Below are 22,326 nucleotides of genomic sequence, written 5' to 3'. Positions count from 1 at the left end.
GGGGATCCTCGAACCGGTGCCACTTTCGTGAGGCCGGCGCCGCTACCGGTGCGCGACGGCCTCGGCCCCGCGCGGGTACGGCTACACGGCGGCCGAGTGCTGCAGGAGCTGAGTTCGCGGTTCGGCGAGCAAGCCGCTGTGAAAGTCCTTGCGGGGGAAGTGGTCTGCGCTGACGGCGTGGTGGTCACCGAGGCCACGGTGCTGCCGCCCGGTGCACACGTATACCTGTATCGCGAACTGCGCGACGAGGTTCCGGTACCGTTCGACATCCCGATCCTGTACCGCGACGACGACATCGTCGTGGTCGACAAACCGCATTTCCTCGCCACCATGCCGCGGGGCAAGCACGTCGCACAGACCGCGTTGGTGCGGTTGCGCCGTGAACTCGACCTTCCTGACCTCTCGCCGGCGCATCGGCTGGACCGGCTGACCGCAGGCGTGCTGTTGTTGACCACCCGCCGCCAGGTTCGGGGCGCATACCAGACGATGTTCACCCGCGGCGAGGTCCGCAAGACGTATCTGGCACGAGCAGCCGTCAATCCGGACATCGAGCTGCCGGCAACGCTGCGCAGCCGAATCATCAAGCGCAGGGGTCACTTACAAGCGGTCGAGGAGCTCGGCGAGCCGAACGCCGAGACACTGATCGAACACATCGCCGACGGGCTCTACCGACTCAGCCCGCGGACAGGCCGCACGCACCAGCTGCGCGTACACATGGCGTCGCTCGGATTGCCGATCATCGGGGACACGTTGTACCCCAATGTGATTGACGTGGCGTCCGACGACTTCTCGCGGCCTCTGCAGTTGCTCGCGCAGACGATCGAATTCACCGATCCGCTCAGCGGGCGCCCGCACCGGTTCGTCAGCGCACGCACACTCACCGACGGTCGGCCGACTCCGTCCCCGCCGCGATCACCGCGCGATTGCGGTCCGCCACCTGCGCGAGATCCATCTTGACCACCCGCCGGTCATAGCTCAGATACCCGTTGACCTCGTTTTCGACGTCGGTCGTCTGGGTGTAGATCGCGCCCGACAGGTTGGCCCCTCGGATGAATTCTTCGAGGTCCTGACTGACTTTGACATACCGCTCCGTCAGCCGCGCCTGGCTATCCGTCATCTCGTAGGCCTCCGGCCGTCCAGGCCACCGGTTTTTGTCGAGCGCCAGTCCGAGGCCGCCGTACTCGCCGTCCACCGTCACCCGCGGGTCGAGTGGGTCGGGCAGCACCGGACGGCCGGGGCCTACATACGTGTGATCGTCCCAGATGTCTCCCGAATGGCTGTCGGGGCGCGATTTGCAGCAGTTGGCCCCGCTGTTCGCGTCCACGAGCCGCGTCGGGTCTGCCGCTTTCACCGCGTTGGTGATCCTCGCGGTGTCGTATTCGGCCCAGCCCTCGTTGAACGGCACCCAGCCGACGATCGACGTGACGCTGCGCAGCTGATCGATCATTCCGAAGAGCTCGCGCTCGAAATTCGCCTTCGCCTCAGGAGGTGGATCCGGGAGTGGGCCGGTCGGTACATCGAGCGATACGTACAGCGACGGCATGTCCTGCCACACCATCAGGCCAAGCTTGTCCGCCCAGTAGTACCAGCGCGCCGGCTCCACCTTGCCGTGCTTGCGGACGAAGTTCATCCCCAACTTCTTGATCTGCTCGAGATCGAATTTCAGTGCATCGTCGGTGGGAGCGGTGTAGAGCCCGTCGGGCCAGTACCCCTGGTCCAGCGGACCGTGCAGGAAGGTGATCTTCCCGTTCAACGCGATCCGCGGTCTGCCCTTCGCGTCTCGAACAGTGCCGATCGTGCGCAACCCGGCATAGCCGGTAACCTCATCGACCACCTTCCCGGACGGGCCCAGCAGCCCGACTTTGAGGTCGTAGAGATACGGATCATCCGAAGTCCATAGGTGCGCGTTCGGTATCGACAGACGAATCGCCTGACCCGCCTTGCCGGACTTGATCGACACCACGCCACGGCCCGGAGCGGAGACCATCACCACGACGCGCTCATTTTTCGCCGCCGAAACCCTTGGCGTGACGGTAAGACCGGTCAAGTCCGGTGTGATGTCGAGCTTTTCGATATGTGCGGCGCGCACCGGCTCCATCCACACCGTCTGCCAGATGCCCGACGAACCGGTGTAGAAGAGCCCGCCGGGGTTGTTGCGCTGTTTGCCGACCGGGAATGGGTTGACCTCATTGCGGTCCTCCACCCGCACGGTTATCTCCTGCGGGCCCGGCCACCGCAGCGCCCTGGTGATGTCCGCGCTGAACTCGGTGTACCCGCCTTCGTGGTGGGCCACTTGCTGGTTGTTCACCCAGACGGTCGCGACTTGGTCGACCGCGCCGAAGTGCAGCAGCACCCGCTGCCCCCGCCAGCCGTCCGGCAATTTGAAGATCTTGCGGTACCACATTTGGTCGTCGTGGCGCTGGATCCCGGACAGCGCCGACTCCGTGGGATACGGGACCAGGATGTGCTCGCGGTACGCGTCTGCCGAGGGAGGTACCGCCAAGGCGGTCTGTGCGGACCGTCCGGTGTAACTCCACACGCCGTTGAGGTTCAGCCAACGCTTTCGTGCCATCTGGGGGCGCGGGTATTCGGGCAGCGCATTCTCGGGTCCGACCAAGTCAGTCCACGGCGTGGACAGAAGCGGCACCTTCGGATGCCATGTCACGACCGCATTGGCAGGCGCGTCGACCATCATGGTCCCAGCTAACAGTGCGAACCACACCACCGCGAAGCGGCTGATCCGCACCGGAATTGCGCAGCGAGCAGCCAAGGTTAGTACCCCCAAAGTCGAAGCACGGACAAGACCGACGAGCGGCGCGTGCCCCAACCTGACCCCCGCGCAGCGTTTCTATCCAGCAAACGAAACACCCCGGCCGGCGACGAAGAATCCTCGCGGTTCCCTACGGAGTATGGCGAAGTAGACCGGGACGATGCGATTGCCGAGGCAAATGTAGCCTAGAGTCGAACAAAATCGCTATAGATCACTAAATTTCAATTCTGACAACAACTTTCATCGTACGTGTGGTAGCGGGGTCGAGCATACCGCAATGCCGGAAGGCGTTGGAAAAACTGCAAGTCGCGGCTGGTGTCGGCGACACTGCCGAAGTCCCAGATGCGTGCGATCGTTCCGTGGGGAGCAAAATGTATATCGCCTGAAACATGCTCCGCCGCCAGGTACGGATTGGGCGTGTTCAGCCACGGCAAGGCGCATCCGCTGCGACAATCGTGTGGTGAAGATCTGTTGGTCGATATGCGCAGCCCTTCTGTTCGCCGCCGGTCTCACCGTGGTGGGAGCGCCTGCCGCGAACGCCACCGTGTGCGGCTCAGTCGGGGGAGCGCGTGTCGATGTCAGCGGCTGCGCCGATCCGTTCTACGAACTGAACGACGCACTCGCGGCACCGCCACCGCCGCCGCCCGCTCCCAACGTCACCGTCTGCGTCAACGCGGGCCGGCGGATCAACGTCAGCGGCTGCGTCTAGCGGCCTCGTGTACCTGATCACCGGCGCAGGTGGAGGGTCCGGCGGCGTCAGCCGCCAAGTCGTCGACCTACTGCTCGATGCCGGGGAGCCGGTGCGGGCGATGGTGCGCCGCGACGACGAGCGCGCCGTCCAATTGCGAGCGCTGGGTGCAGAAGTCGTGGTGGGCGACCTGACTCGTGCCACCGACATCGTGGATGCGATGGCCGGTGCCAGCCGGATGTTCTTCAACATGAGCGTCTCGCCCGACTATCTGAGGGCCACGACCGAGGTGTGCGCGGTTGCGCTCGAGCGCGGTGCACTCGACGTGATCGTCAACATGTCGCAGATGACGGTGTCGCAGATGACGCTGACGAGCACAGCGGAATCCCGTCAGCACCGGTTGCACTGGCTGGCAGAGCACGTCCTGAATTGGTCGGGCTTGCCGGTAATACACGTCAGACCAACGGTTTTCCTGGACAATCCGCTGTTCACGATCCTGGGCTCGCTTGGCGTGCGTGAACGCGGAATGCTGGCGCTGCCGTTCGGCAACGGCCGGACATCGCCGATCGCCTCCGCCGATGTGGCCCGGGTGGTGGCCGCGCTGCTGCGGGATCCCGACAACCGCGTCGGCCGCGTGTACGAGCTGACGGGTCCGGCGGTGCTCGACATCGACGGGCTCGCCGAGCAGTACACCCGCGCGCTGGGTCGGCCGATAACCGGTGAGGACCTCCCGGCCGACGACCTGGCGCAGGTGCTCGCGAACGCCGGCCTGCCTGAGCATGTCCAACAGCACATCGTGACGATGGCGCGGTTGCATCGCGAGGATCGCTACAACCGAGCCACCGACGACGTCGAACGGATCATCGGCCGGCCCGCGCAAACCGTCGAGCAGTACGTGTCCGCACATCCGGATCTGTTCTACTGAGCGCCGTGAATCGCGACGCCTTCGACCGCCTCTTCGACATGACCGACCGGACCGTCATCGTGACGGGCGGAACGAGGGGCATCGGTCTGGCGCTGGCCGAGGGCTTCGTGCTCGCCGGTGCACGCGTGGTGGTGGCCAGTCGCAAACCCGACGCCTGCGAGCACGCCGCGAAGCGTCTGCGTGAACTTGGGGGACAGGCCATCGGGGTGCCGACGCATCTCGGTGACATACAAGCCCTCGCGGCGCTTGTGGAGCACACGGTCGACGAGTTCGGCGGCATCGACGTCGTGGTGAACAACGCCGCCAACGCGCTCGCACAACCGTTGGGGGAGATGACCGTCGACGCGTGGACCAAGTCGTTCGAGGTCAACCTTCGCGGTCCGGTCTTCCTGGTGCAACACGCGCTGCCGCACTTGAAGGCCAGTTCGCATGCCGCGGTGTTGAACATGATCTCAACCGGCGCGTTCCAGTTTGCCCCGATGGTTTCGATGTACGCCGCCGGTAAGGCCGCCTTGTTGTCGTTCACCCGGTCGATGGCCGCAGGTTTCGCCGCGTTCGGCATCCGGGTCAACGCGATTGCACCAGGGCCCGTCGACACGGACATGATGCGGAACAACCCGCGGGAGGCGATCGATTACATGGCCGGTGCGACGCTGATGAAGCGACTGGCATCGCCCGACGAAATCGTCGGTGCCGCACTGCTGTTGACGACGGACGCCGGCAGCTACATCACCGGGCAGGTCGTCATCCCTGACGGCGGCGGAACGCCTCGGTAGCCTCCCGGATATCTCCGCTGGTCGACGCCAGGATCTGGCTGCGGTTCTCCACATGGAGTGCAGCATCGAGGCTGGATGCCTCCAGATTCGCCCACATCACCTGTTTGGTCGACTCCAGGCCGAATTTGCCGTAGCCACACAATGTTTCGGCGACCGCCAGCGCGTCGTCGATCACCGCGTCTGATAGCCGGGACACGATGCCCAGCCTCAGTGCCTCGTCGGCATCGACCACCCGCGCGGTCAGGATCAGGTCGAACGCCGGGCCGGCGCCGACGATGCGTGGCAGCGTGTAGCTGACGCCGATGTCGGGACGCGGATAGGTCAATTCGAGGTGCGGCATTCGCCACACGCTAGACCGTGCTGCGCCAGCCGCTGACGCCGACAGCGATCATCCGCAGCTGCTTGATCGCCGTGCGCTTGATCTCGTCGATTGCCGCAGGATCGTTGGCATCCTCGATGGCCTCGGCGATCACGATCATCGCGTTCACGAACAGGCTGGCCAGGATGTTGAGATCCTCGCCGCTCCAGGTATTGAGGCCGGGGAAGCGCGCCAGGTCGATCGCCAACTCCGAAGTGATCAGCCGGATCTCGGTGCGGATCGCATAGCGCAGCACCGTCACCCCGCTGGATCGCTCACGGCCGATGAACCGCCAATGCTCGCGGCGTTCGTTGACGCCGTCGATGAGGATGTCCACGGAGGACTCGATGACGCGGTTCGGGTCGAGCTTGCCGGCGCGCGCGCCGCGCAACATGTCTCTCAGGCTGCGGAACGACTCGTCGATGAGGACCAGGCCGAGCGCTTCCATCGACTCGAAGTGCCGGTAGAACGCCGCGGGCACGATGCCCGCCTCTCGGGTGACCTCGCGCAGGCTCAGCGCGGAGAAACTGCGATCCTCGAGCAGCCGCAGCGCGGCGGCCACGATGGCCTGGCGGGTGGCCGCCTTGCGCTGCTCACGGGACAGCGTTTCGCGCGAAGGCTCCCGCGGTCGCGACTTCGCCGAGCGGCTCGACCGAACCGCCCGTGAACTAGGAGTACGACTGTTCACTGTGTGAAACTTACCACAACGTGCTCGAATCGATTGACTCGCTGCTGGAAGCGCGATCACAGTGTACATATGTTCACCGAAACATTGGCGAGGCGAGTGCTCCGGTCACCGCTGATCGACCTCCTCACCGGGCCCCACGGCGTCGACCGCTACACCGAGCTCGTCGCGCCGACCTGGACGCAAGGTGACGCCCGCGCCAAGGTGATCGCGGTGCGGCGCCAGACGCCGCGCAGCGTCACACTCATCCTCGAGCCGAACCAGGCATGCTCCGGATTTCTGGCTGGCTTTCGCGCCGGTCAGCACATCAACCTCACTGTCGAGATCGACGGCCGTCGCCGCACCCGGCCTTACTCGCCTGCCAGCGCCGAGGGCGCCGACCACATCGAGCTGACCATCGGCCGCCATGACGGCGGGCTGGTGTCCAACCACCTGTACAAGCACGCCCGCCCCGGCATGGTGGTGGGTCTCGACTCGGTCGGCGGGCAGTTCGTGCTGCCGACCGTCCGGCCGTCGCGCATCTTGTTCGTGTCGGGCGGCAGCGGCATCACGCCGGTGATGTCGATGCTTCGAACCATGCGCGTGGAAGGGTCCGACCGCGAGGTGGCGTTCATTCACTACGCCCGCAGCGCGCAGGAAGCGTGTTATCGCGACGAACTCGCCGCAATGCATGGAGTCAAGGTGCTGCATGGCTTCACCCGCTCGGGCGACACCGCGGACCTCGACGGCCACTTCTGTGCGGCGCACCTGGCTGCCGCGATGCCCGACCCCGGAGAAGACACAGCGGTGTTCGTGTGCGGGCCACCGGCACTGGTGGCGGCCGTGCGCGAGCACTGCGCCAGCGTCAGATCCGAAAGTTTCGTCCCGCCCACGTTCGGCGTGTCGGCCGAAACATCCGGCGGCCGAATCGCATTCACCGATAGCGGCGTCGAGATCGCCGACGACGGCCGCCCGCTGCTGGTGCAGGCCGAGGCCGCCGGGCTCACACCCGAGAGCGGATGCCGGATGGGCATCTGCCACAGCTGCACCCGCCGTAAGACCCGCGGCGCGGTGCGCAACATGATCACCGGGTCGGTGTCGACCACCGAGGAAGAAGACGTGCAGATCTGCGTGTCAGCGCCGGTCGGCGACGTCGAACTCGCCCTGTAGGAAACGAAAGGAGTTGAGCGACATGACTGTCACAACTACCGATACGGGCGCCGTCGAGACGGCGACTCCCAAGCAACAGGCCATCCAGAAGATGGTGGCGGGCAAGACCGTCACGATGGCCCCCGAACAGGCCGAGGCCTTCGGCCGAGAACTCGATGCGCTAAAGGAACGAGTGATCGCCGACATCGGCGAGCGTGACGCCACCTACATCCGCCGAATCATCAAGGCGCAGAGAGCCCTTGAGGTCGGCGGGCGAGCGCTGCTGTTCTTCCCGCCCGCGTGGCTCGCCGGTACGGCGATGCTGGGTCTGTCGAAGATCATCGACAACATGGAGATCGGCCACAACGTCATGCACGGCCAATACGACTGGATGGGCGATCCGGCGATCTCCAGCAGGGGGTTCGAGTGGGACACCGCCTGCCCCGGCGATCAATGGCGGCACTCGCACAACTACATGCACCACACCTATACCAACATCGTCGGGATGGACCGCGACATCGGCTACGGCATTCTGCGGATGAGCGAAGACCAACGGTGGCGGCCCTACTTCCTGGGCAACCCGGTCTACGCATTCCTGCTGATGGTGCTGTTCCAGTACGGGGTCGCCCTGCATGAGATGGAGACCGAACGTATCCGCGCCGGTGAGATCACCCTCGCCGACAAGCGCGAGATCCTCGAGGGCATATGGCGCAAGACCAAGCGGCAGGCGCTCAAGGACTACGTCGCATTCCCGCTGCTGGCAGGGCCTTTCGCCCCGTTCGTTTTCGCAGGCAACCTGACCGCGAACCTGATTCGCAACGTCTGGTCGTTCATGATCATCTTTTGCGGTCATTTCCCTGACGATGTCCAGGAGTTCTCTGTCGAGGAAACCAAGGCCGAGACCCGCGGCATGTGGTACTTCCGCCAGATCCTCGGATCGGCGAACCTGACCGGCGGCAAGCTCTTTCATCTCCTGAGCGGCAACCTGTCGTTCCAGATCGAGCACCACCTGTTCCCCGACATCCCGGCGCACCGCCACGCGGAGATCTCTGAAGAGGTGCGTGAGATCTGCCAACGCTACGGTGTGCCGTACAACACCGGACCACTACATCGGCAGTTCGGCACGGTGGTGCGCAAGATCGTCAAGCTGGCACTTCCTTCACGTCTGGCAGACCGGGCACCAGAACGAGATTCGCTCCCCGCTGCTGTCTGACTCGATGCGGGTGCCGCAGCGATGACACGGCTTCCCGACGCGGCCGTAGACCCACAGTTCGCGATCGCGCCTGGTGTCACCGGTCGTGGTGCGGTTCCAGCGAGAACGGTTTAGCCATAGCATGTCCCGTGCGCGCTGCGCCAAGCGGAGCGGATCCTTGACGTTGCGGACCGGTGCGGTGGGCAAATGCCCTGTGACGAAACACAGTTCGTTGCAATACACGTTGCCGACGCCGGCCATCACCCGCTGATCGAGGAGCGCCTCGGCCAGCGGGCGGTCCGGATCGGCGGCCAAGTTCGCCGCTGCAGTACGGGGATCCCAGTCGTCGCCGAGAAGATCGGGTCCAAGATGGGCGACGGCTTCCTGGTCGCGGTCACGTTCGAGAACTTCCAGCACGCCGAGATCGATGCCGGCGGCCTGAATGTCGCCGGCTTCCAGGATGATCCGGATACGATGACCTGCGCGGCTCGGCCTGCTGACCGGGTTGACCTTCCAGCTCCCATCCATCTTGAGGTGTGAATGGATACTGGCCGCCCCGACCCGGATGAACAAGTGCTTTCCCCGGCTGATGACCTCGTCGACGACGTGCCCCGTCAGGTCGACGGTGGCGTGGCGCGGAACTCGAATATCGCATCGGGTCAGGATTTTTCCGGCCAGCGCGTCGCGCAGGATAGCGGCGGTGTGCCAGACGGTATCGCCCTCGGGCACGCTGCTACCCGATCATCTTCAGCGAGAGTTCCCACAGGCGTTCGGCATTGGCCAGGTCGAGCGCATAGGGCGCCACACCACCCTGTCCGGGATTCCCGCGTCGTTCGACCGGGATGGCCTCGTTGCAATTCTCGAAATAGCGTCCGCCGACACCGTCCAGCAGTGGGGAAGCGGCAAGCAATACCGACGTCGCAGCGCCCTGCTCGACCGTCTTGAAGTCCGTACCGGCCGCGCGGAAGGCATCGAGGGCCTGCGCGGCATAGTCCTTCGGCAGATGACGCTGTAGCGGAGTCGCGATTCCGCCCGGCATCAGCGCGTTGGCCAGGATGCCGTCGCGCGCCCACCGGCGGGTGGCCTCGACGGCGAACAGCACATTGGCGGTCTTCGACTGGCCGTAGGCGCCGAACGGGTCGTAGTCGCGGAACTTGTAGTCGATGTCGTCGAACACGACAGGGGAACGCAGGTGGCCGCCGGAGCTCACCGACACGACCCGGGCCGGGGCGGCGGCGGCAAGCGCGTCGTGGAGGCCGACTGCGAGTGCGAAATGCCCGAGATGGTTGGTGGCGAACTGCATTTCGTGGCCGCTTGCCGAGAGTGTCAGCTGCTGAATCGCCATCACGCCGGCGTTGTTGACCAGGATGTCCAGCGGGCCGGTCCAGGTGCTGACGAAGGCCTCGACGCTCGACAGGTCGGACAGCTCCAGTGCGCTGACAGAGACGACGTCGTTGCCCGTGCTCGTGCGGATGTCGGCGGCGACCCGCTCACCCAACTCGATGTTGCGCACGGCGAGCGTGACGCCCGCGCCCGCGCTTGCCAGCGCCCGCGCGGTCTCGACTCCGATACCCGACGACGCGCCCGTCACGACGGCGCGCTTGCCGGACAGGTCGACGCCGCCGATGACCTCAGCGGCCGTCGATACGAATCCGAACGGTGTGGTGATGCGGGATGCAGTCATAAGCCACTGAAACGGTACCCACAGCGCAAGCGCATCACCGCAATCGCAGGCCCCGCGGCGTCCGCGTGAACCCTGCACCGACCAGCGCTTCCTGCACTGCGGCGCGCTGGCCCTCGGCTCCGGGCTCCAGTACGGACACCCCGTTGATCTTCTCCACCAGGAACGACTGGACGCGTCCGCTTGCGACGAGGTCGGCTACCGCGGCCGCGGCGGCGACGTGCGCCTCGGCGTCGTCGGTGAAGCTGAGCAGCGTGCGTCCACCGCGCTCGATGAACCAGACCAGTTCACCGTCGACCAGAGCCACCAGCGCGCCTGCTTTGCGGCCCGGCCCTTGCCCAGGCCACGGCAGCGCCGCGCCATACGGATTGGCGGGATCGGCCGCCGCCAGCACCACCGCGTGATACTCGCGGCGCTCCGGATCGACTCCGTCGAGGTACGACCGCAGCCGATCCACCGTCGACGCCACCGCGAACTGCGCGCCGCCCAACGACTCGACGAAATAGCCGCGCTGGCACCGGCCCGCGTCCTCGAACGCGGTGAGGACCTTGTACAGCATCGCAAAACCGCCCGGCACTTCCTCGGCGGTGACCGCGCCCTTGGTCAGCACGCCGTACCGGTTGAGCAGCAGCTCGGCCTGGAAATGCGCGCGCACCGTGGATTCGGGTTCGGGTGTGGGCAGTGCCGACCAACGCCCGGCGACCGTCGGGTCAGCGCTGCGCGCCTGCGCGTGCGCGACGGAATAGCGGCTCAGCCGTGGCGGCCGTTGACGTTGCCGATGTGCGGGGCTGCCGCGGCGTCCCGGTGATCTGCGGGTGCCCATGAGCAGCGCCCGAACTGGAGCGAATGTGTCACCAGTGATCCAGCCGGCCCAAATCAGTTCCCACAGCGCCTGTTTCAGTTCTTCTGTCGGATTGTCGGCGAGTTGCCGGAAGAAGTACGCGCCGCCAGCCTGACGGGACGAGCCTAGCGTTTCGGTGATCGCGCGATGGGCATCGGTGAACTCGATGTCGGTCGGCGCGGCCAGCGACAGCGCCGCCGACTCGGCGGGATGGAACGCGATCCAGCCGTCGCCGCCACCGATCTGCCCGACGCCCGACCAGGTCACCTCGCCGGAGGCCAGAAGCTCGTCGAGCATCGCGGGCTGGTAGTCGCGGACGCGCTGGCCGAACACCAGCGGCTCCACCGCGGAAGCCGGGATCGGCACCCCCGCCAGCTGATCGACCACCGTCGCGAGCCCGTCGACACCTGAGTTGTGCGTCGATCCCACCTGCTGCCAGGCCGGCAGGAATCGGGCGTATGCCGCGGTGCTGACCGGCTCGACCTGCGCCCGCAGCGCGGCCAGCGACCGACGCCGCAGGATCTTCAAAACGTCGGCGTCACACCACTGCTCGCCCTCTACGTTGCTCGTGAATTCACCGCGCACCAGCCGGCCGTCGATGGCCAGCCTGCCCAGCACATCGGCGGTCACCCGCAGGCCCAGACCGAACCGAGCCGCCGCATCGTGCGTGGTGAACGGCCCGTGGGTGCGGGCATAGCGACCAAGCAGCTCGCCGAGCGGATCGTCGACCGATTCGGTGAACGCCACCGGCACGCCAACCGGCACCGCCACACCGACGCCGTCGCGCAACAGACCGATGTCTTCGACGGCCACCCACCATGTTTCGCCGGCGAACGAGACGGCCAGCGCCCGCTTGGCAGCCCGCAGGCCGTCCAGCCAGCCGCCCACGTCGGCCGTAGTACATCGATCGGCGATCTCCTCTTCGGTCAGCGGGCCGAGGATCCGTAGCAGGTCGGCGATGCCCTCGGCGTCGCGGGCCCTGCGGTCCTCGCTGAGGTGCTGAAGCTGCCGAATGGTCGATTCGATGACCTGCGGGTCGAGCAGCTCGCGCAGTTCAACCCGGCCCAGCAGTTCGGCGAGCAGCACGCTATCCAGCGACAGTGCCGCGGCGCGACGTTCGGCCAGTGGACTGTCGCCCTCGTACATGAACGCGCCGACATAGCCGAACAGCAGCGACGCCGCGAACGGCGACGGGGTGGCGGTCTCGACCTCGACCAGGCGCAGCCGGCGCTGTGCGACCCGGCGCATCAACTCCGTCAGTGCGGGGACGTCGTAGACGTCCTGCAGGCATTCCCGTACCGCCTCCAGCACGATCGGGAAGTCGGGATACTTGCGCGCGACGTCGAGAAGTTGCGCCGCGCGCTGCCGCTGATGCCACAGTGGCGAGCGTTTGCCGGGATGACGGCGCGGCAAAAGCAATGCGCGCGCGGCACATTCGCGGAATCGCGACGCGAACAACGCCGACCCGCCCACCTCGGCGGTGACGATGGGTTCGATCTCGTCGGCGTCGAAGACGAACAGGTCCGCGCCGGGGGCGGCGTCTTCGGTGTCGGGTAGTCGCACGATGATGCCGTCGTCCGACGCCGTCGGCTTCTCCTCGATGCCGTAGCGCTCCCGCAGCCGTCGCGACACCGCCAACGCCAATGGCCCGTGTACCCGAAGGCCGTAGGGCGAGTGCAGGATCACTCGCCAGTCGCCGAGCTCGTCGCGGAACCGCTCGACGACGAACGTCGTGTCGGTCGGCACCGCACCGGTGGCCTGTCGCTGGTCGTCCAGCAGCCGCCACAGGTTGTCCGACGCGTACTCGTCGAAACCCATTGCGCGGCACCGTTCGACGAACTCGTCGTTGCCGAGGCGCGCCAGCTCACCGGTGAACGCGCCGACAGCCGCGCCGAGCTCGGCGGGCCTGCCGACGCTGTCACCCCGCCAGAACGGCAACCGCGCCGGTTGTCCGGGCGCCGGGATGACCAGCACCCGGTCATGGGTGATCTCCGTGATGCGCCAACTCGTCGCGCCCAGCGAAATCACGTCGCCGGGTCGCGATTCGTAGACCATCTCCTCGTCGAGTTCGCCTACCCGCGAAGGTTTCTCGGAATCGGTCGCCAGGTAAACGGTGAACAGGCCGCGGTCGGGTATGGCGCCGCCTGATGTGACCGCCAGCCGCTGCGCACCGGGACGCGCCGTGAGGGTTCCCGCGTCGCGGTCGTACACCAGTCGCGGCCGCAGCTCGGCGAATTCGGTCGATGGATACTTGCCGCTCAACAGATCCAGCGTCGCCTCGAATGCGCTGCGCGGCAACGTCGCAAATGGTGCACTTCGCCGTACCGCATCGAACCATCGGTCGGCGTCCAACGGCTCCAATGCGCACGCCGCCACCGTGTGCTGGGCCAGCACGTCGAGCGGATTCGTCGGCACCCGCATGGTTTCGATCTCGCCGGACAACATCCGCCGCACCGTGACCGCGCAACCGATCAGATCCGTTCGGTGCTTGGGAAACAGCACGCCTTGCGATATCTCGCCAACCTGATGGCCGGCGCGCCCGATCCGCTGCAGTCCGCTCGCGACCGACGGCGGCGCCTCGACCTGGATCACCAGATCGACGGCGCCCATGTCGATACCCAACTCCAGGCTCGACGTCGCGACGACGGCCTTCAGCCGGCCGGTCTTCAGGTCGTCCTCGACCTCGGCCCGTTGCTCCTTGCTGACTGAGCCGTGATGCGCGCGGGCCAGCAGGGTCGGCGCACCCGACGCCTGGCCACTGCCCATGAGCTGGGCCGGCGCCCCGCCGCCGACCTTCGGATTGGGCCCGTCGAGAAGCTCGACGCCGGATCGTTCGGCGTGAATCTCGTTGAGGCGAGAGGTAAGTCGTTCGGCCAGCCGTCGCGAGTTGGCGAATACGATCGAGCTGTTGTGCGCCTCGATCAGATCGACGATGCGCTCCTCGACGTCGGGCCAGATCGTGTTGTTCTCGAGATTGGCCATGTCCGGCACCGGCACCTGAACCGACAGGTCGAAGGTCTTGGCCGCGGGGGGCGCGACGATCGTCGTGTGAGCCTGCCCTGACAGGAACCGCGCCACTTCCTCTGGCGGTCGCACGGTTGCCGACAGGCCGATCCGCTGCGCCGGCGTGGCCAACAGCTGGTCGAGCCGTTCCAGCGACAGCGCCAGATGCGCGCCGCGTTTCGTGGCTGCAACGGCATGCACCTCGTCGACGATGACCGTCTGCACCTCGGCCAGCGTGTCGCGGGCCGCCGACGTCAGCATCAAAAACAGCGACTCCGGTGTGGTGATCAAGATGTCCGGCGGTTTGGTGATCAGCTCACGGCGCCGCGCAGGTGGGGTGTCGCCGGAGCGCACGCCAACGCTGATATCGGGTGCCGGCACGCCGCGCCTTTCAGCGATGCGGCTGATCCCGGTCAACGGCGTGCGCAGGTTGCGCTCGACATCCACCGCCAGCGCCTTCAGCGGCGACACATACAACACTCGCGTGCCTGCCGCTGCGGCGCGCGGTTCGGACGAGGCGAGCCGGTCGATCGCCCACAGAAATGCGGCGAGCGTCTTACCGGAGCCGGTCGGCGCGATGACCAGCGTGTTGTCGTCGTCGGCAATGGCCGACCAGGCTTCGGCCTGCGCCGCCGTCGGCGCCGCGAAGGTACCCGTGAACCACTCGCGGGTCAGCTCGCTGAAGCGCCCAAGTGGATCGGTGGCCATCTAGCCATCGTGCAGCAGCCCACCGACAAATGTCAGCGATGCTCCGGCGCGACCGCTTCACCGAGAGCAGGCGGGATGCCCGGGACCCGCCCGATCGCGTCGAGTAGTCCATGTGCGCAGGTGTCGGCCACCTGTCCGGCGTCGATGGACGGGTCCATCAGCCGCTGCCGGCACATCTCGAAGGTGAAGGCCAGCCAGCCGTAGATGGTGATCCGCAGGTCGCGCTCGACCTTGGAGTCCATATCCTCGCCGACGGCAGCGTTGATGCGGCTGATGATCCGGTTGGCCTGCCGGTCGTTGTCGATGTCCTCGATGCCGCGCAGGACCGGGTCGGATCGGCCCATCCCCATATACGCGGCCCACGCGCCGTGCGGGTGCTCTTCGTCGTAGCGCAGGTAGGCCAGCACACCGGCGCGCAGCTGGTCGAACAGGCGGGCGTCCGGGTCCGGTGGGGCGTTGGTGGCCTCGAAGAGCCGCTCACCCTCTGCCCGCACGACGGCAGCGAAGAACGCCCGCTTGTCGGGAAAGTAGTGGTACATCAACGCACGCGATACGCCGGCCCGTTCGGCGATCTCGTCGATGCGCACCTCGTCGTAGGGCCGCTGGCCGAAGACCTCGGCGCCCAGCGCGAGCAGTTCGTTGCGGCGGTCGTCGGGCGACAGTCGCCGTCTGGACTCAGCCATGGGTTCCATCCTACTTGACACATGTATAACAACGGCGGAGGCTGGGGCCATGACCGTGTTGGATGACCGGCGAACCTATCCCAAACTTCCTCATCCGCGGTGGCGGCTCCCGCTTTTCGGCGACATGCTCTCCTATGACACGGACGCGCCCTCGCAGTCCGCGGTGCAGATTGCCGAGCGCCTCGGCCCGATCTTCGAATTGCGGGCTTTCGGTGTGCGCTACGTCGTTGCTGCCGGTGCCGAGGTGGTCACCGACCTCAACGACGAGGTCCGCTTCTGCAAGCATGTGGGTCCGGAGATCGAGGCGCTGCGGATCCTCGGCGGCGACGGTCTTTTCACGGCGTACAACGACGAACCGAACTGGCAGAAGGCGCATGACCTGTTGATGCCGGCGTTCAGCCAGGCCGCCATGCGTCGCTACCACGCGGTGATGCTCGACGTCGCGGCGGAGCTGACCGCGCACTGGGACGAGCATGCGCGCACTGCCCGCACGGTCGATGTGTCGGCCGATACGACCCGTGTGACGCTCGAGAGCATCGCCCGGTGTGCGGCTGGCTATTCGTTCGGCAGTTTCCGCTCGGACACGGTTCCTGAATTCGTCGAGCACATGGTCGCGGGGTTGAAGGGCGCTGACCGGGCCGGTGTGCTGCGCGCCAGCAGGCTGCCGAAATTCCTGGCGCGACGCGAAGAGCGCAAGGTCCGTCGCGAAGCGGCACATATGCACGCGGTCGCCGACGAGATCATCGCCCAGCGTCGCGCGGAAGGATTGGGGCATCACGATGACCTGCTGGAGATCATGCTCGCCTCCGACTTGGACGCGGCCAATATCCGCTATCAGCTGATCAACTTCCTCGTCGCCGGTCACGAAACGACTTCGGGCGCATTGTCTTTCGCGCTGTACTACCTGTCCCGCCATCCGCAGGTGTTCGCCAGGGCTCGCGCCGAGGTCGACGAGGTGTGGGGAGCCGGGGATCGCCCCGATTTCGAGATGATCGCCAAGCTGCGATACGTGCGACGGGTGTTCGACGAATCGCTGCGGCTGCAACCCACCGTGCCCGGTTACTACCGGGCCGCGCGCGAGGACACCGTGCTGGCCGGCGCACACCCGATGCGCAAGGGCGACTGGGTGCTGGCTCTGACCTCGACGCTGCACCGTGATCCGCGATGGGGACCCAATCCCGACAAGTTCGATCCGGACCGGTTCGAGCCAGAGCGGGTCAAGGCTCGGCCGGCGGGTCTGTACAAGCCGTTCGGCACCGGCCCCAGATCGTGTATCGGACGCCAATTCGCTTTGCACGAGGCTGTTCTCGCGCTCGGTGTGCTGATCCGCCGCTATGACCTGATCGCAGATCCGAACTACCAGCTGCAGATTCAGGAGCGACTCACGATGATGCCCAAAGGATTTCGACTTGGCCTGCGGTCGCGTTTCTAGCCGAAGTGCACGCCCTGCGCGAGCGGCAGTTCCGAAGAGTAGTTAACGGTGTTGGTGGCCCTGCGCATGTAGGCCTTCCATGCGTCGGAGCCTGATTCGCGACCGCCGCCGGTCTGCTTCTCACCGCCGAACGCGCCGCCGATCTCGGCGCCCGAGGTTCCGATGTTGACGTTGGCGATGCCGCAATCCGAGCCGTCGGCGGCCATGAAACGTTCCGCCTCGCGAACGTCGAGCGTGAAGATCGCCGACGAAAGACCTTGGGGAACCGCGTTGTTCAACGCAATAGCCTCGTCGAGCTCGTCGTAGGTCAGCACGTAGAGGATCGGTGCGAACGTTTCCTTGTGCACCACCGCGGTCTGTGCCGGCATCCGCACCACCGCCGGTGCAACGTAGTACGCGCTCTCATCTCCGACGTCGTGGCGCTCACCGCCGAACACCTCGCCCCCGTCGGCGCCTGCCTGCTCGAGCGTCCTGACCATGTCGCGATACGCGGTCTCGTGAATGAGCGGACCGACCAGCGTCGCATCGGCAGCCGGATCACCGATCGGCAATTGACGGTATGCGTTGACAATCCGGTCCACCATCTCGTCGGCGATCGAGGAATGCACGATCAGTCGCCGCAGCGTCGTACAACGCTGACCTGCGGTCCCGGCAGCGGAGAACACGATGCCGCGCACCGCCAGATCCAAGTCGGCCGACGGGGTGACGATGGCCGCGTTGTTGCCGCCCAGTTCCAGCAGCGCCTTGCCGAACCGCTCTGCGACGCGCGGGCCGACTTGCTGGCCCATCCGCACCGACCCCGTCGCGCTCAGCAACGCCACGCGCGGGTCGTCGACCAGCCGCTCACCGATTTCGCGTCCGCCCTGGATGAGCCGGCTCACGTGGGGAGGAGCGCCAACGTCAAGACAGGCCCGCTCGATCAGCGCCTGGCATGCCAGCGCGGTCAGTGGCGTCAGCTCCGACGGCTTCCACACCACGGTGTCGCCGCACACCAGCGCGATCGCGGCATTCCACGACCACACCGCGACAGGGAAATTGAACGCGGTGATCACACCGACCACGCCCAGCGGATGCCAGGTTTCCATCAGCCGGTGGCCCGGTCGTTCCGACGCAATGGTCTTGCCGTACAGCTGTCGTGACAGACCGACGGCGAACTCGCAGATGTCGATCATCTCCTGTACCTCGCCGAGGGCCTCGGAGGTGATCTTGCCCGCCTCGACCGTGACGAGCGTGGCCAGATCGGCCTTGTGCTCGACGAGCAGCTCGCCCAGTCGCGCGACCAGCGCCCCACGCACAGGGGCCGGTGTGGTGCGCCATGTCGTAAACGCCTGCGCTGCTTCGGCTATCGCGACATCGGCCTGCTCAGCGGACGTCTCGCGAAGAGTGAACAGCACCTCGCCGGTGATCGGCGTGCTGGCGTGCAATCCATGCTCGCCGGGCCTGCCGAGTTCGACGCGCGAGCCGACCGCGTGCAGTGCGTCGCGGACTCGGGTGCGCAGGTCGTCGGCCGTCGGGAGAACGGATGTCTGAGCGGTGGTCATGATGATGCGACTTTCTCGTAGAGCTCGTAGGGATCGTGAATGTGGTGGCCGATCTGGCCGGCCATCCACTCGATGCTGTAGTCAGAAATATCGGCCGTGTTCGCGGCTTGCGCGTCGGTGTCGAGATTGGACCGAAAGATACCTGCCGCCGATGCAGGCAGGAAATCTTCGTAGACAACGGGTTTCGACGGATTTCCACCGTGATAGTAGGCCAGCCCGGACGCCTCCATCTCTTCGTCAGTAGCGGGGAAGTAGTCGCCCCACACCGCCGCCGGGTCCAGTGTGGCCATCGCTGCGTCGTAGCGGTCGCGACCCTTCGGGGTCAGCGCGACGCCGCGCGCCTCGACCTCACCAAAGCGCACGCGCAGTGAGCCGTTCGATACTGTACCGTCCGCGTCGCGCAGACACCGCGGCTCGGCCAGCGCACGAAATGACGTCTGTCGCAACAGCACATCGGGACCGTGCCATCGCGGCGGGCCCTGGATCGCGTCGATCATCGTGATGCCGCGGATGGTCATTCGCTGGTAAAGCTCGTCGATGTCGAGGACCCGCGGGGTCAGGTGGTTGATGTGCGTCGTGGTGACGCCGGCGATGTCAGCGGCGACGGCCGATACCTTGCTGAGTTCCTCGTACCACCCGCGGTCGATCGGTTCACTCGACAGTGCGAATGCGGCCACCGCGGCCGCGACGAACCGTTCGGCGCGTTCGGGTTCCGCGCCGCCGTCCGCGGCGATGCGGTGGGCCTCGGCGATGAGCGCAGGGTCGAACAGCTGACGCTGGGCCACGAACCGCTCGACGCGCGATCGCAATTCACAGGAGAAGAAGCGGGCGTCGGCCGTGGCCAGCATCGACGTGAAGACCCGGAACGGATTGCGGGCCAGCTCATCCGTGTCGATCGGCCGGAACGCCGTCGAGACCACCGGCACCGGCGACGCCGCGTCGCGCAGGTCGTAAAACCCGACGGCGTGCATGCCGAACGCGGCGAACAGGTCTGCCACGTCTGCGAGTTCGCGTGCGCTGCCGACGCGGATGGCGCCGTGCCGTTCGACAGTCACCCGCTCAGATGCACCCAGCTCGCGGTTCACCTCGGCGCTGGCTTCCACGAGTGTGGTGTAGGCCGGGACCTCGACGCCGTACATGCGTGACAGTGCGGCGGCGAATTTCGCGCGCAGCTGCCAGGTTTGGACACGTTGGCTCATGAGTGGCACCGCCTCGGATACAGTGCCGCCATGGCCGAGGGCGAGACGCTCGACGAGATCGATCGCACCCTGGCGCGCGAACTGGTCGCCGACGGGCGGGCGACGCTGGCCCATCTGGCTGCCATCGCGGGGCTGTCGGTGTCGGCCGTGCAGTCGCGGGTGCGGCGGCTGGAGGCCCGTGGCGTGATCACGGGGTATTCGGCCCGGATTGATCCCGAAGCCGCCGGACTCATGCTGTCGGCGTTCGTCGCCATCACCCCTCTCGATCCCTCTCAACCCGATGATGCGCCTGCCCGGCTCGAGCACATTGAGGCCATCGAATCTTGTTACTCGGTGGCCGGCGAGGAGAGCTACATCCTGCTGGTTCGTGTGGAGTCGGCGCGGGCGCTCGAAGACTTGTTGCAGCGGATCCGGACGACGGCCAACGTCCGCACCCGCAGCACGGTCATCTTACAGACATTTTACACAGGACGGGACTGCATCCCGTAATTGTTACGGCCTAAGTAGAATTTGACCGTAAATAGTTTGTTAAAATGGGCGTATGACTGCCGTCCTGACACGTGAGCACATTGCCCCTAACGACGTTCGCGACGTCCTGGCGCGCAGCATCCTTGCTGACGGACTGGACTTCGTCCTCGACATCGATCGCTCATCGGGCTCCTATCTGGTGGATGCCCGCACCGGTGAGCGCTACCTGGACATGTTCACGTTCTTCGCGTCGTCGGCGCTGGGCATGAACCATCCGGCGTTGGCCAACGATGCCGAGTTTCGTGCGGAGCTCGCGGCGGCCGCGGTGAACAAGCCGAGCAACTCCGACGTGTACAGCGTGCCGATGGCGCGCTTCGTCGACACGTTCGCGCGCGTGCTGGGCGATCCCGCGCTGCCGCACCTGTTCTTCGTCGACGGGGGAGCGCTTGCCGTCGAGAACGCGCTGAAGGTCGCGTTCGACTGGAAGAGCCGGCACAACGAGGCGCACGGTATCGACCCAGCGCTGGGAACGCGCGTGCTGCACCTGCGCGGCGCGTTTCATGGCCGCAGTGGATATACCTTGTCGTTGACGAATACTGACCCGAACAAGGTCGCGCGGTTTCCGAAGTTCGACTGGCCCCGCATCGACGCACCGTATGTGAGGCCGGGCGCGGATATGGACGCACTGGAAGCGGAGTCGCTTCGACAGGCCCGCGCGGCGTTTGAGGCCCATCCGCACGACATCGCGTGCTTCATTGCCGAGCCGATTCAGGGGGAGGGCGGCGACCGTCACTTACGGCCTTCGTTCTTCGCCGCGATGCGGGAGCTGTGCGACGAGTTCGACGCTCTGCTGATCTTCGACGAGGTGCAAACCGGTTGCGGGTTGACCGGAACCTCTTGGGTCTACCAGCAATTCGATGTCGCTCCCGACGTCGTCGCATTCGGCAAGAAAACGCAGGTATGCGGGATCATGGCCGGGCGGCGGGTCGACGAGGTGCCCGACAACGTGTTCGCGGTGAGCTCGCGGATCAATTCCACCTGGGGTGGGAACTTGGTCGACATGGTGCGGTCACGCCGCATCCTCGAAGTCATCGAGTCCGACGGGTTGATGGTCCATGTCGCCAAGGCGGGCCGTTATCTCCTTGATCAGCTGCGTGAGCTTGCAGCGGACTTCCCGGATGTGGTGCTCGACGTCCGTGGCCGCGGTCTGATGTGTGCGTTCAGCCTGCCCTCGACGGAGCAGCGCGACGAGTTGATCCGGCGGCTGTGGGATCAGCGGGTGATCATGCTTGGCAGCGGCGCCGACAGCGTGCGATTCAGGCCCGCGCTGACGGTGTCGCGCGAGGAGATCGACGCCGCCGTCGCGGCGGTGCGCGACGCGCTCAGCTAGGCTGGGTCGGCCTCAGGGGGCCCAGTGAGGCGCCGGATAGTCGACCGTAGGCGTGGCAGTTCCGCCCGGCCGACGAGTTCGCAGGAATGTAGTTCCGCGAGTTTGCGTGCGGCCGGGGTGAATTCGTGGTTGGTCACCACCATGGTCTTCGTGCAGTCCTGCATCGGTGCGCCCGCCACGACTTCCTGAACCGCACCTGCGCCGACGGGACGTGATTGTCGTTTGCATTGAATGGCAAGTCGATTCGGTCGCTTGCCGACGATGATGTCGACACCCCAGTCGCCGGTCAGAGGCGTCATGATCACGGGTACACCGCAGCATCTCGCCACCCGCGCGACATAGTCCTCGAACTCCAAGCCCGACATCTCTGATGCTGGGTCGCTCGCCGTGCTGAGGCCGGCGAAGGTGCCGCGCAGGAAGTGGGGCGCGGTCGCGAGAAGGACGGGTGCGACGGCGCCGATCGCGACGCTCCACATGGGAGTGGCGCCGAGGAGATACGCCGCGATGCCCGATATGACGGCGACCGCCATGTAGATCCTGAGCCGCGTCACGGCGGAATCGTAAGGGCAGGCACCGACGCCTGCGGATAACCGGTTTGCGTGTCGGTGCGCTGTGGCATGATCGAATGTATGTTCGAAGCCGTCGGGGATGCGGAGCTCATCGATGTGCTGGGTGAGGCGACTCGGGATGAGTCGACGGCGATCGCGCAGCGGTTGGCCGCGGTGGTGGAGTTGTTCGTGCGGCGCTCGGGTGAGCTGGCTGATGCGCAGTGGTGTTGTGCGGATGGTTGTGATGCGGTGGCCGCGGAGGTTTCGGCGGTGCAGAACATCAGCCATGCCCGCGCGGTGGGTCAGGTGC

The 22,326-nt window shown here is 66.1% G+C and carries 18 protein-coding genes and 2 pseudogenes; 10 read left to right on the top strand and 10 right to left on the bottom strand.

Annotation, left to right across the window (positions count from 1 at the left end; genetic code table 11):
* Positions 1-27 precede the first annotated feature (27 nt).
* The gene (locus VJV41_RS10305; RefSeq protein WP_325333298.1) at positions 28-957 is read left to right on the top strand and encodes an RluA family pseudouridine synthase; all 930 of its coding nucleotides are present in this window, start codon (positions 28-30) and stop codon (positions 955-957) included.
* Here the strand turns inward: VJV41_RS10305 and VJV41_RS10300 are convergent.
* Positions 878-2,695, bottom strand: coding sequence for a glycoside hydrolase family 2 protein (locus VJV41_RS10300; protein WP_325333296.1), 1,818 nt, complete (start codon positions 2,693-2,695; stop codon positions 878-880). The two genes, VJV41_RS10305 and VJV41_RS10300, sit on opposite strands and share 80 nt — an antisense overlap.
* 535 nt (positions 2,696-3,230) lie before the next feature.
* Here VJV41_RS10300 and VJV41_RS10295 point away from each other — a divergent pair.
* From VJV41_RS10295 to VJV41_RS10285, 3 genes are read left to right on the top strand one after another with little or no spacing between them, the layout of a single operon-like run.
* Positions 3,231-3,479 (top strand): RNA-binding protein, encoded by a 249-nt coding sequence (locus VJV41_RS10295; RefSeq protein WP_325333294.1) that lies wholly within the window; start codon positions 3,231-3,233, stop codon positions 3,477-3,479.
* A 7-nt stretch (positions 3,480-3,486) separates the two neighbouring features.
* Entirely contained in the window at positions 3,487-4,383 is an 897-nt protein-coding gene (locus VJV41_RS10290) for an NAD(P)H-binding protein (protein WP_325333292.1), read from the top strand.
* A gap of 5 nt (positions 4,384-4,388) precedes the next feature.
* Positions 4,389-5,159 carry an SDR family oxidoreductase gene (locus tag VJV41_RS10285; RefSeq protein ID WP_325333290.1) on the top strand — a complete coding sequence of 257 codons (771 nt, stop codon included), beginning with the start codon at positions 4,389-4,391 and terminating at the stop codon, positions 5,157-5,159.
* Here the strand turns inward: VJV41_RS10285 and VJV41_RS10280 are convergent.
* Together VJV41_RS10280 and VJV41_RS10275 are read right to left on the bottom strand one after the other, a co-directional pair.
* A pseudogene (locus VJV41_RS10280) lies at positions 5,128-5,466 on the bottom strand (enoyl-CoA hydratase/isomerase family protein); the annotation flags it as partial. The gene VJV41_RS10285 and the pseudogene VJV41_RS10280 sit on opposite strands and share 32 nt — an antisense overlap.
* A 43-nt stretch (positions 5,467-5,509) precedes the next feature.
* A complete protein-coding gene (locus tag VJV41_RS10275; RefSeq protein ID WP_325333288.1) occupies positions 5,510-6,205 on the bottom strand; it encodes a TetR family transcriptional regulator in 696 nt (231 codons plus the stop codon).
* 69 nt (positions 6,206-6,274) lie between these two features.
* Between VJV41_RS10275 and VJV41_RS10270 the strand changes: the two genes are divergently transcribed.
* Together VJV41_RS10270 and VJV41_RS10265 are read left to right on the top strand one after the other, a co-directional pair.
* Entirely contained in the window at positions 6,275-7,351 is a 1,077-nt protein-coding gene (locus VJV41_RS10270) for a ferredoxin reductase (protein ID WP_325333286.1), read from the top strand.
* Positions 7,352-7,373: 22 nt separating this feature from the next.
* On the top strand, positions 7,374-8,543 hold the full coding sequence (locus VJV41_RS10265) for a fatty acid desaturase (RefSeq protein WP_325333284.1): 1,170 nt from the start codon (positions 7,374-7,376) through the stop codon (positions 8,541-8,543).
* Here VJV41_RS10265 and nei2 read toward each other — a convergent pair.
* From nei2 to VJV41_RS10245, 4 genes are read right to left on the bottom strand one after another with little or no spacing between them, the layout of a single operon-like run.
* Positions 8,490-9,251, bottom strand: coding sequence for an endonuclease VIII Nei2 (gene nei2 / locus VJV41_RS10260; protein WP_325333282.1), 762 nt, complete (start codon positions 9,249-9,251; stop codon positions 8,490-8,492). The genes VJV41_RS10265 and nei2 overlap by 54 nt on opposite strands.
* Before the next feature lie 4 nt (positions 9,252-9,255).
* Complete coding sequence (locus VJV41_RS10255) at positions 9,256-10,206, bottom strand: SDR family NAD(P)-dependent oxidoreductase (RefSeq protein ID WP_325333280.1); 951 nt, start codon at positions 10,204-10,206, stop codon at positions 9,256-9,258.
* 34 nt (positions 10,207-10,240) lie between these two features.
* On the bottom strand, positions 10,241-14,755 hold the full coding sequence (locus tag VJV41_RS10250; protein ID WP_325333278.1) for an ATP-dependent helicase: 4,515 nt from the start codon (positions 14,753-14,755) through the stop codon (positions 10,241-10,243).
* Between the two features lie 32 nt (positions 14,756-14,787).
* A complete protein-coding gene (locus tag VJV41_RS10245; protein ID WP_325333276.1) occupies positions 14,788-15,438 on the bottom strand; it encodes a TetR/AcrR family transcriptional regulator in 651 nt (216 codons plus the stop codon).
* A 49-nt stretch (positions 15,439-15,487) separates the two neighbouring features.
* Between VJV41_RS10245 and VJV41_RS10240 the strand changes: the two genes are divergently transcribed.
* On the top strand, positions 15,488-16,870 hold the full coding sequence (locus VJV41_RS10240) for a cytochrome P450 (RefSeq protein ID WP_325333274.1): 1,383 nt from the start codon (positions 15,488-15,490) through the stop codon (positions 16,868-16,870).
* Here the strand turns inward: VJV41_RS10240 and VJV41_RS10235 are convergent.
* A complete protein-coding gene (locus VJV41_RS10235; protein WP_325333272.1) occupies positions 16,867-18,411 on the bottom strand; it encodes an aldehyde dehydrogenase family protein in 1,545 nt (514 codons plus the stop codon). The genes VJV41_RS10240 and VJV41_RS10235 overlap by 4 nt on opposite strands.
* Positions 18,408-19,610 (bottom strand): VOC family protein, encoded by a 1,203-nt coding sequence (locus tag VJV41_RS10230; protein ID WP_325333270.1) that lies wholly within the window; start codon positions 19,608-19,610, stop codon positions 18,408-18,410. Before VJV41_RS10230 ends, VJV41_RS10235 begins: the two co-directional genes overlap by 4 nt.
* A 30-nt stretch (positions 19,611-19,640) precedes the next feature.
* Between VJV41_RS10230 and VJV41_RS10225 the strand changes: the two genes are divergently transcribed.
* Positions 19,641-20,099: an Lrp/AsnC family transcriptional regulator gene (locus tag VJV41_RS10225; protein WP_325333268.1), complete on the top strand. Its 459-nt coding sequence runs from the start codon at positions 19,641-19,643 to the stop codon at positions 20,097-20,099.
* A 52-nt stretch (positions 20,100-20,151) separates the two neighbouring features.
* Positions 20,152-21,468, top strand: coding sequence for an L-lysine 6-transaminase (gene lat / locus VJV41_RS10220; protein ID WP_325333266.1), 1,317 nt, complete (start codon positions 20,152-20,154; stop codon positions 21,466-21,468).
* Here lat and VJV41_RS10215 read toward each other — a convergent pair.
* A complete protein-coding gene (locus VJV41_RS10215; protein ID WP_325333295.1) occupies positions 21,465-21,998 on the bottom strand; it encodes a restriction endonuclease in 534 nt (177 codons plus the stop codon). The genes lat and VJV41_RS10215 overlap by 4 nt on opposite strands.
* A gap of 99 nt (positions 21,999-22,097) precedes the next feature.
* Between VJV41_RS10215 and VJV41_RS10210 the strand changes: the two are divergent.
* Positions 22,098-22,326 (top strand): annotated as a pseudogene (locus VJV41_RS10210) (DUF222 domain-containing protein); the annotation flags it as partial.

It is taken from the genome of Mycobacterium sp., from assembly GCF_035274705.1.
In the GTDB taxonomy this organism is placed as follows: Bacteria; Actinomycetota; Actinomycetes; order Mycobacteriales; family Mycobacteriaceae; genus Mycobacterium.
Note: the sequence above shows the minus strand (reverse complement) of the source record. Positions and strands in the feature narration are given on the sequence as shown.

Coding starts and splice junctions, on each gene's coding strand:
- lat (WP_325333266.1), top strand. CDS start 20,152: ATGACTGCCGTCCTGACACGTGAGCACATTGCCCCTAACGACGTTCGC.
- VJV41_RS10215 (WP_325333295.1), bottom strand. CDS start 21,998: ATGGCGGTCGCCGTCATATCGGGCATCGCGGCGTATCTCCTCGGCGCC.
- VJV41_RS10245 (WP_325333276.1), bottom strand. CDS start 15,438: ATGGCTGAGTCCAGACGGCGACTGTCGCCCGACGACCGCCGCAACGAA.
- VJV41_RS10240 (WP_325333274.1), top strand. CDS start 15,488: ATGACCGTGTTGGATGACCGGCGAACCTATCCCAAACTTCCTCATCCG.
- VJV41_RS10235 (WP_325333272.1), bottom strand. CDS start 18,411: ATGACCACCGCTCAGACATCCGTTCTCCCGACGGCCGACGACCTGCGC.
- VJV41_RS10265 (WP_325333284.1), top strand. CDS start 7,374: ATGACTGTCACAACTACCGATACGGGCGCCGTCGAGACGGCGACTCCC.
- VJV41_RS10225 (WP_325333268.1), top strand. CDS start 19,641: ATGGCCGAGGGCGAGACGCTCGACGAGATCGATCGCACCCTGGCGCGC.
- VJV41_RS10250 (WP_325333278.1), bottom strand. CDS start 14,755: ATGGCCACCGATCCACTTGGGCGCTTCAGCGAGCTGACCCGCGAGTGG.
- VJV41_RS10230 (WP_325333270.1), bottom strand. CDS start 19,610: ATGAGCCAACGTGTCCAAACCTGGCAGCTGCGCGCGAAATTCGCCGCC.
- VJV41_RS10270 (WP_325333286.1), top strand. CDS start 6,275: ATGTTCACCGAAACATTGGCGAGGCGAGTGCTCCGGTCACCGCTGATC.
- VJV41_RS10255 (WP_325333280.1), bottom strand. CDS start 10,206: ATGACTGCATCCCGCATCACCACACCGTTCGGATTCGTATCGACGGCC.
- VJV41_RS10300 (WP_325333296.1), bottom strand. CDS start 2,695: ATGATGGTCGACGCGCCTGCCAATGCGGTCGTGACATGGCATCCGAAG.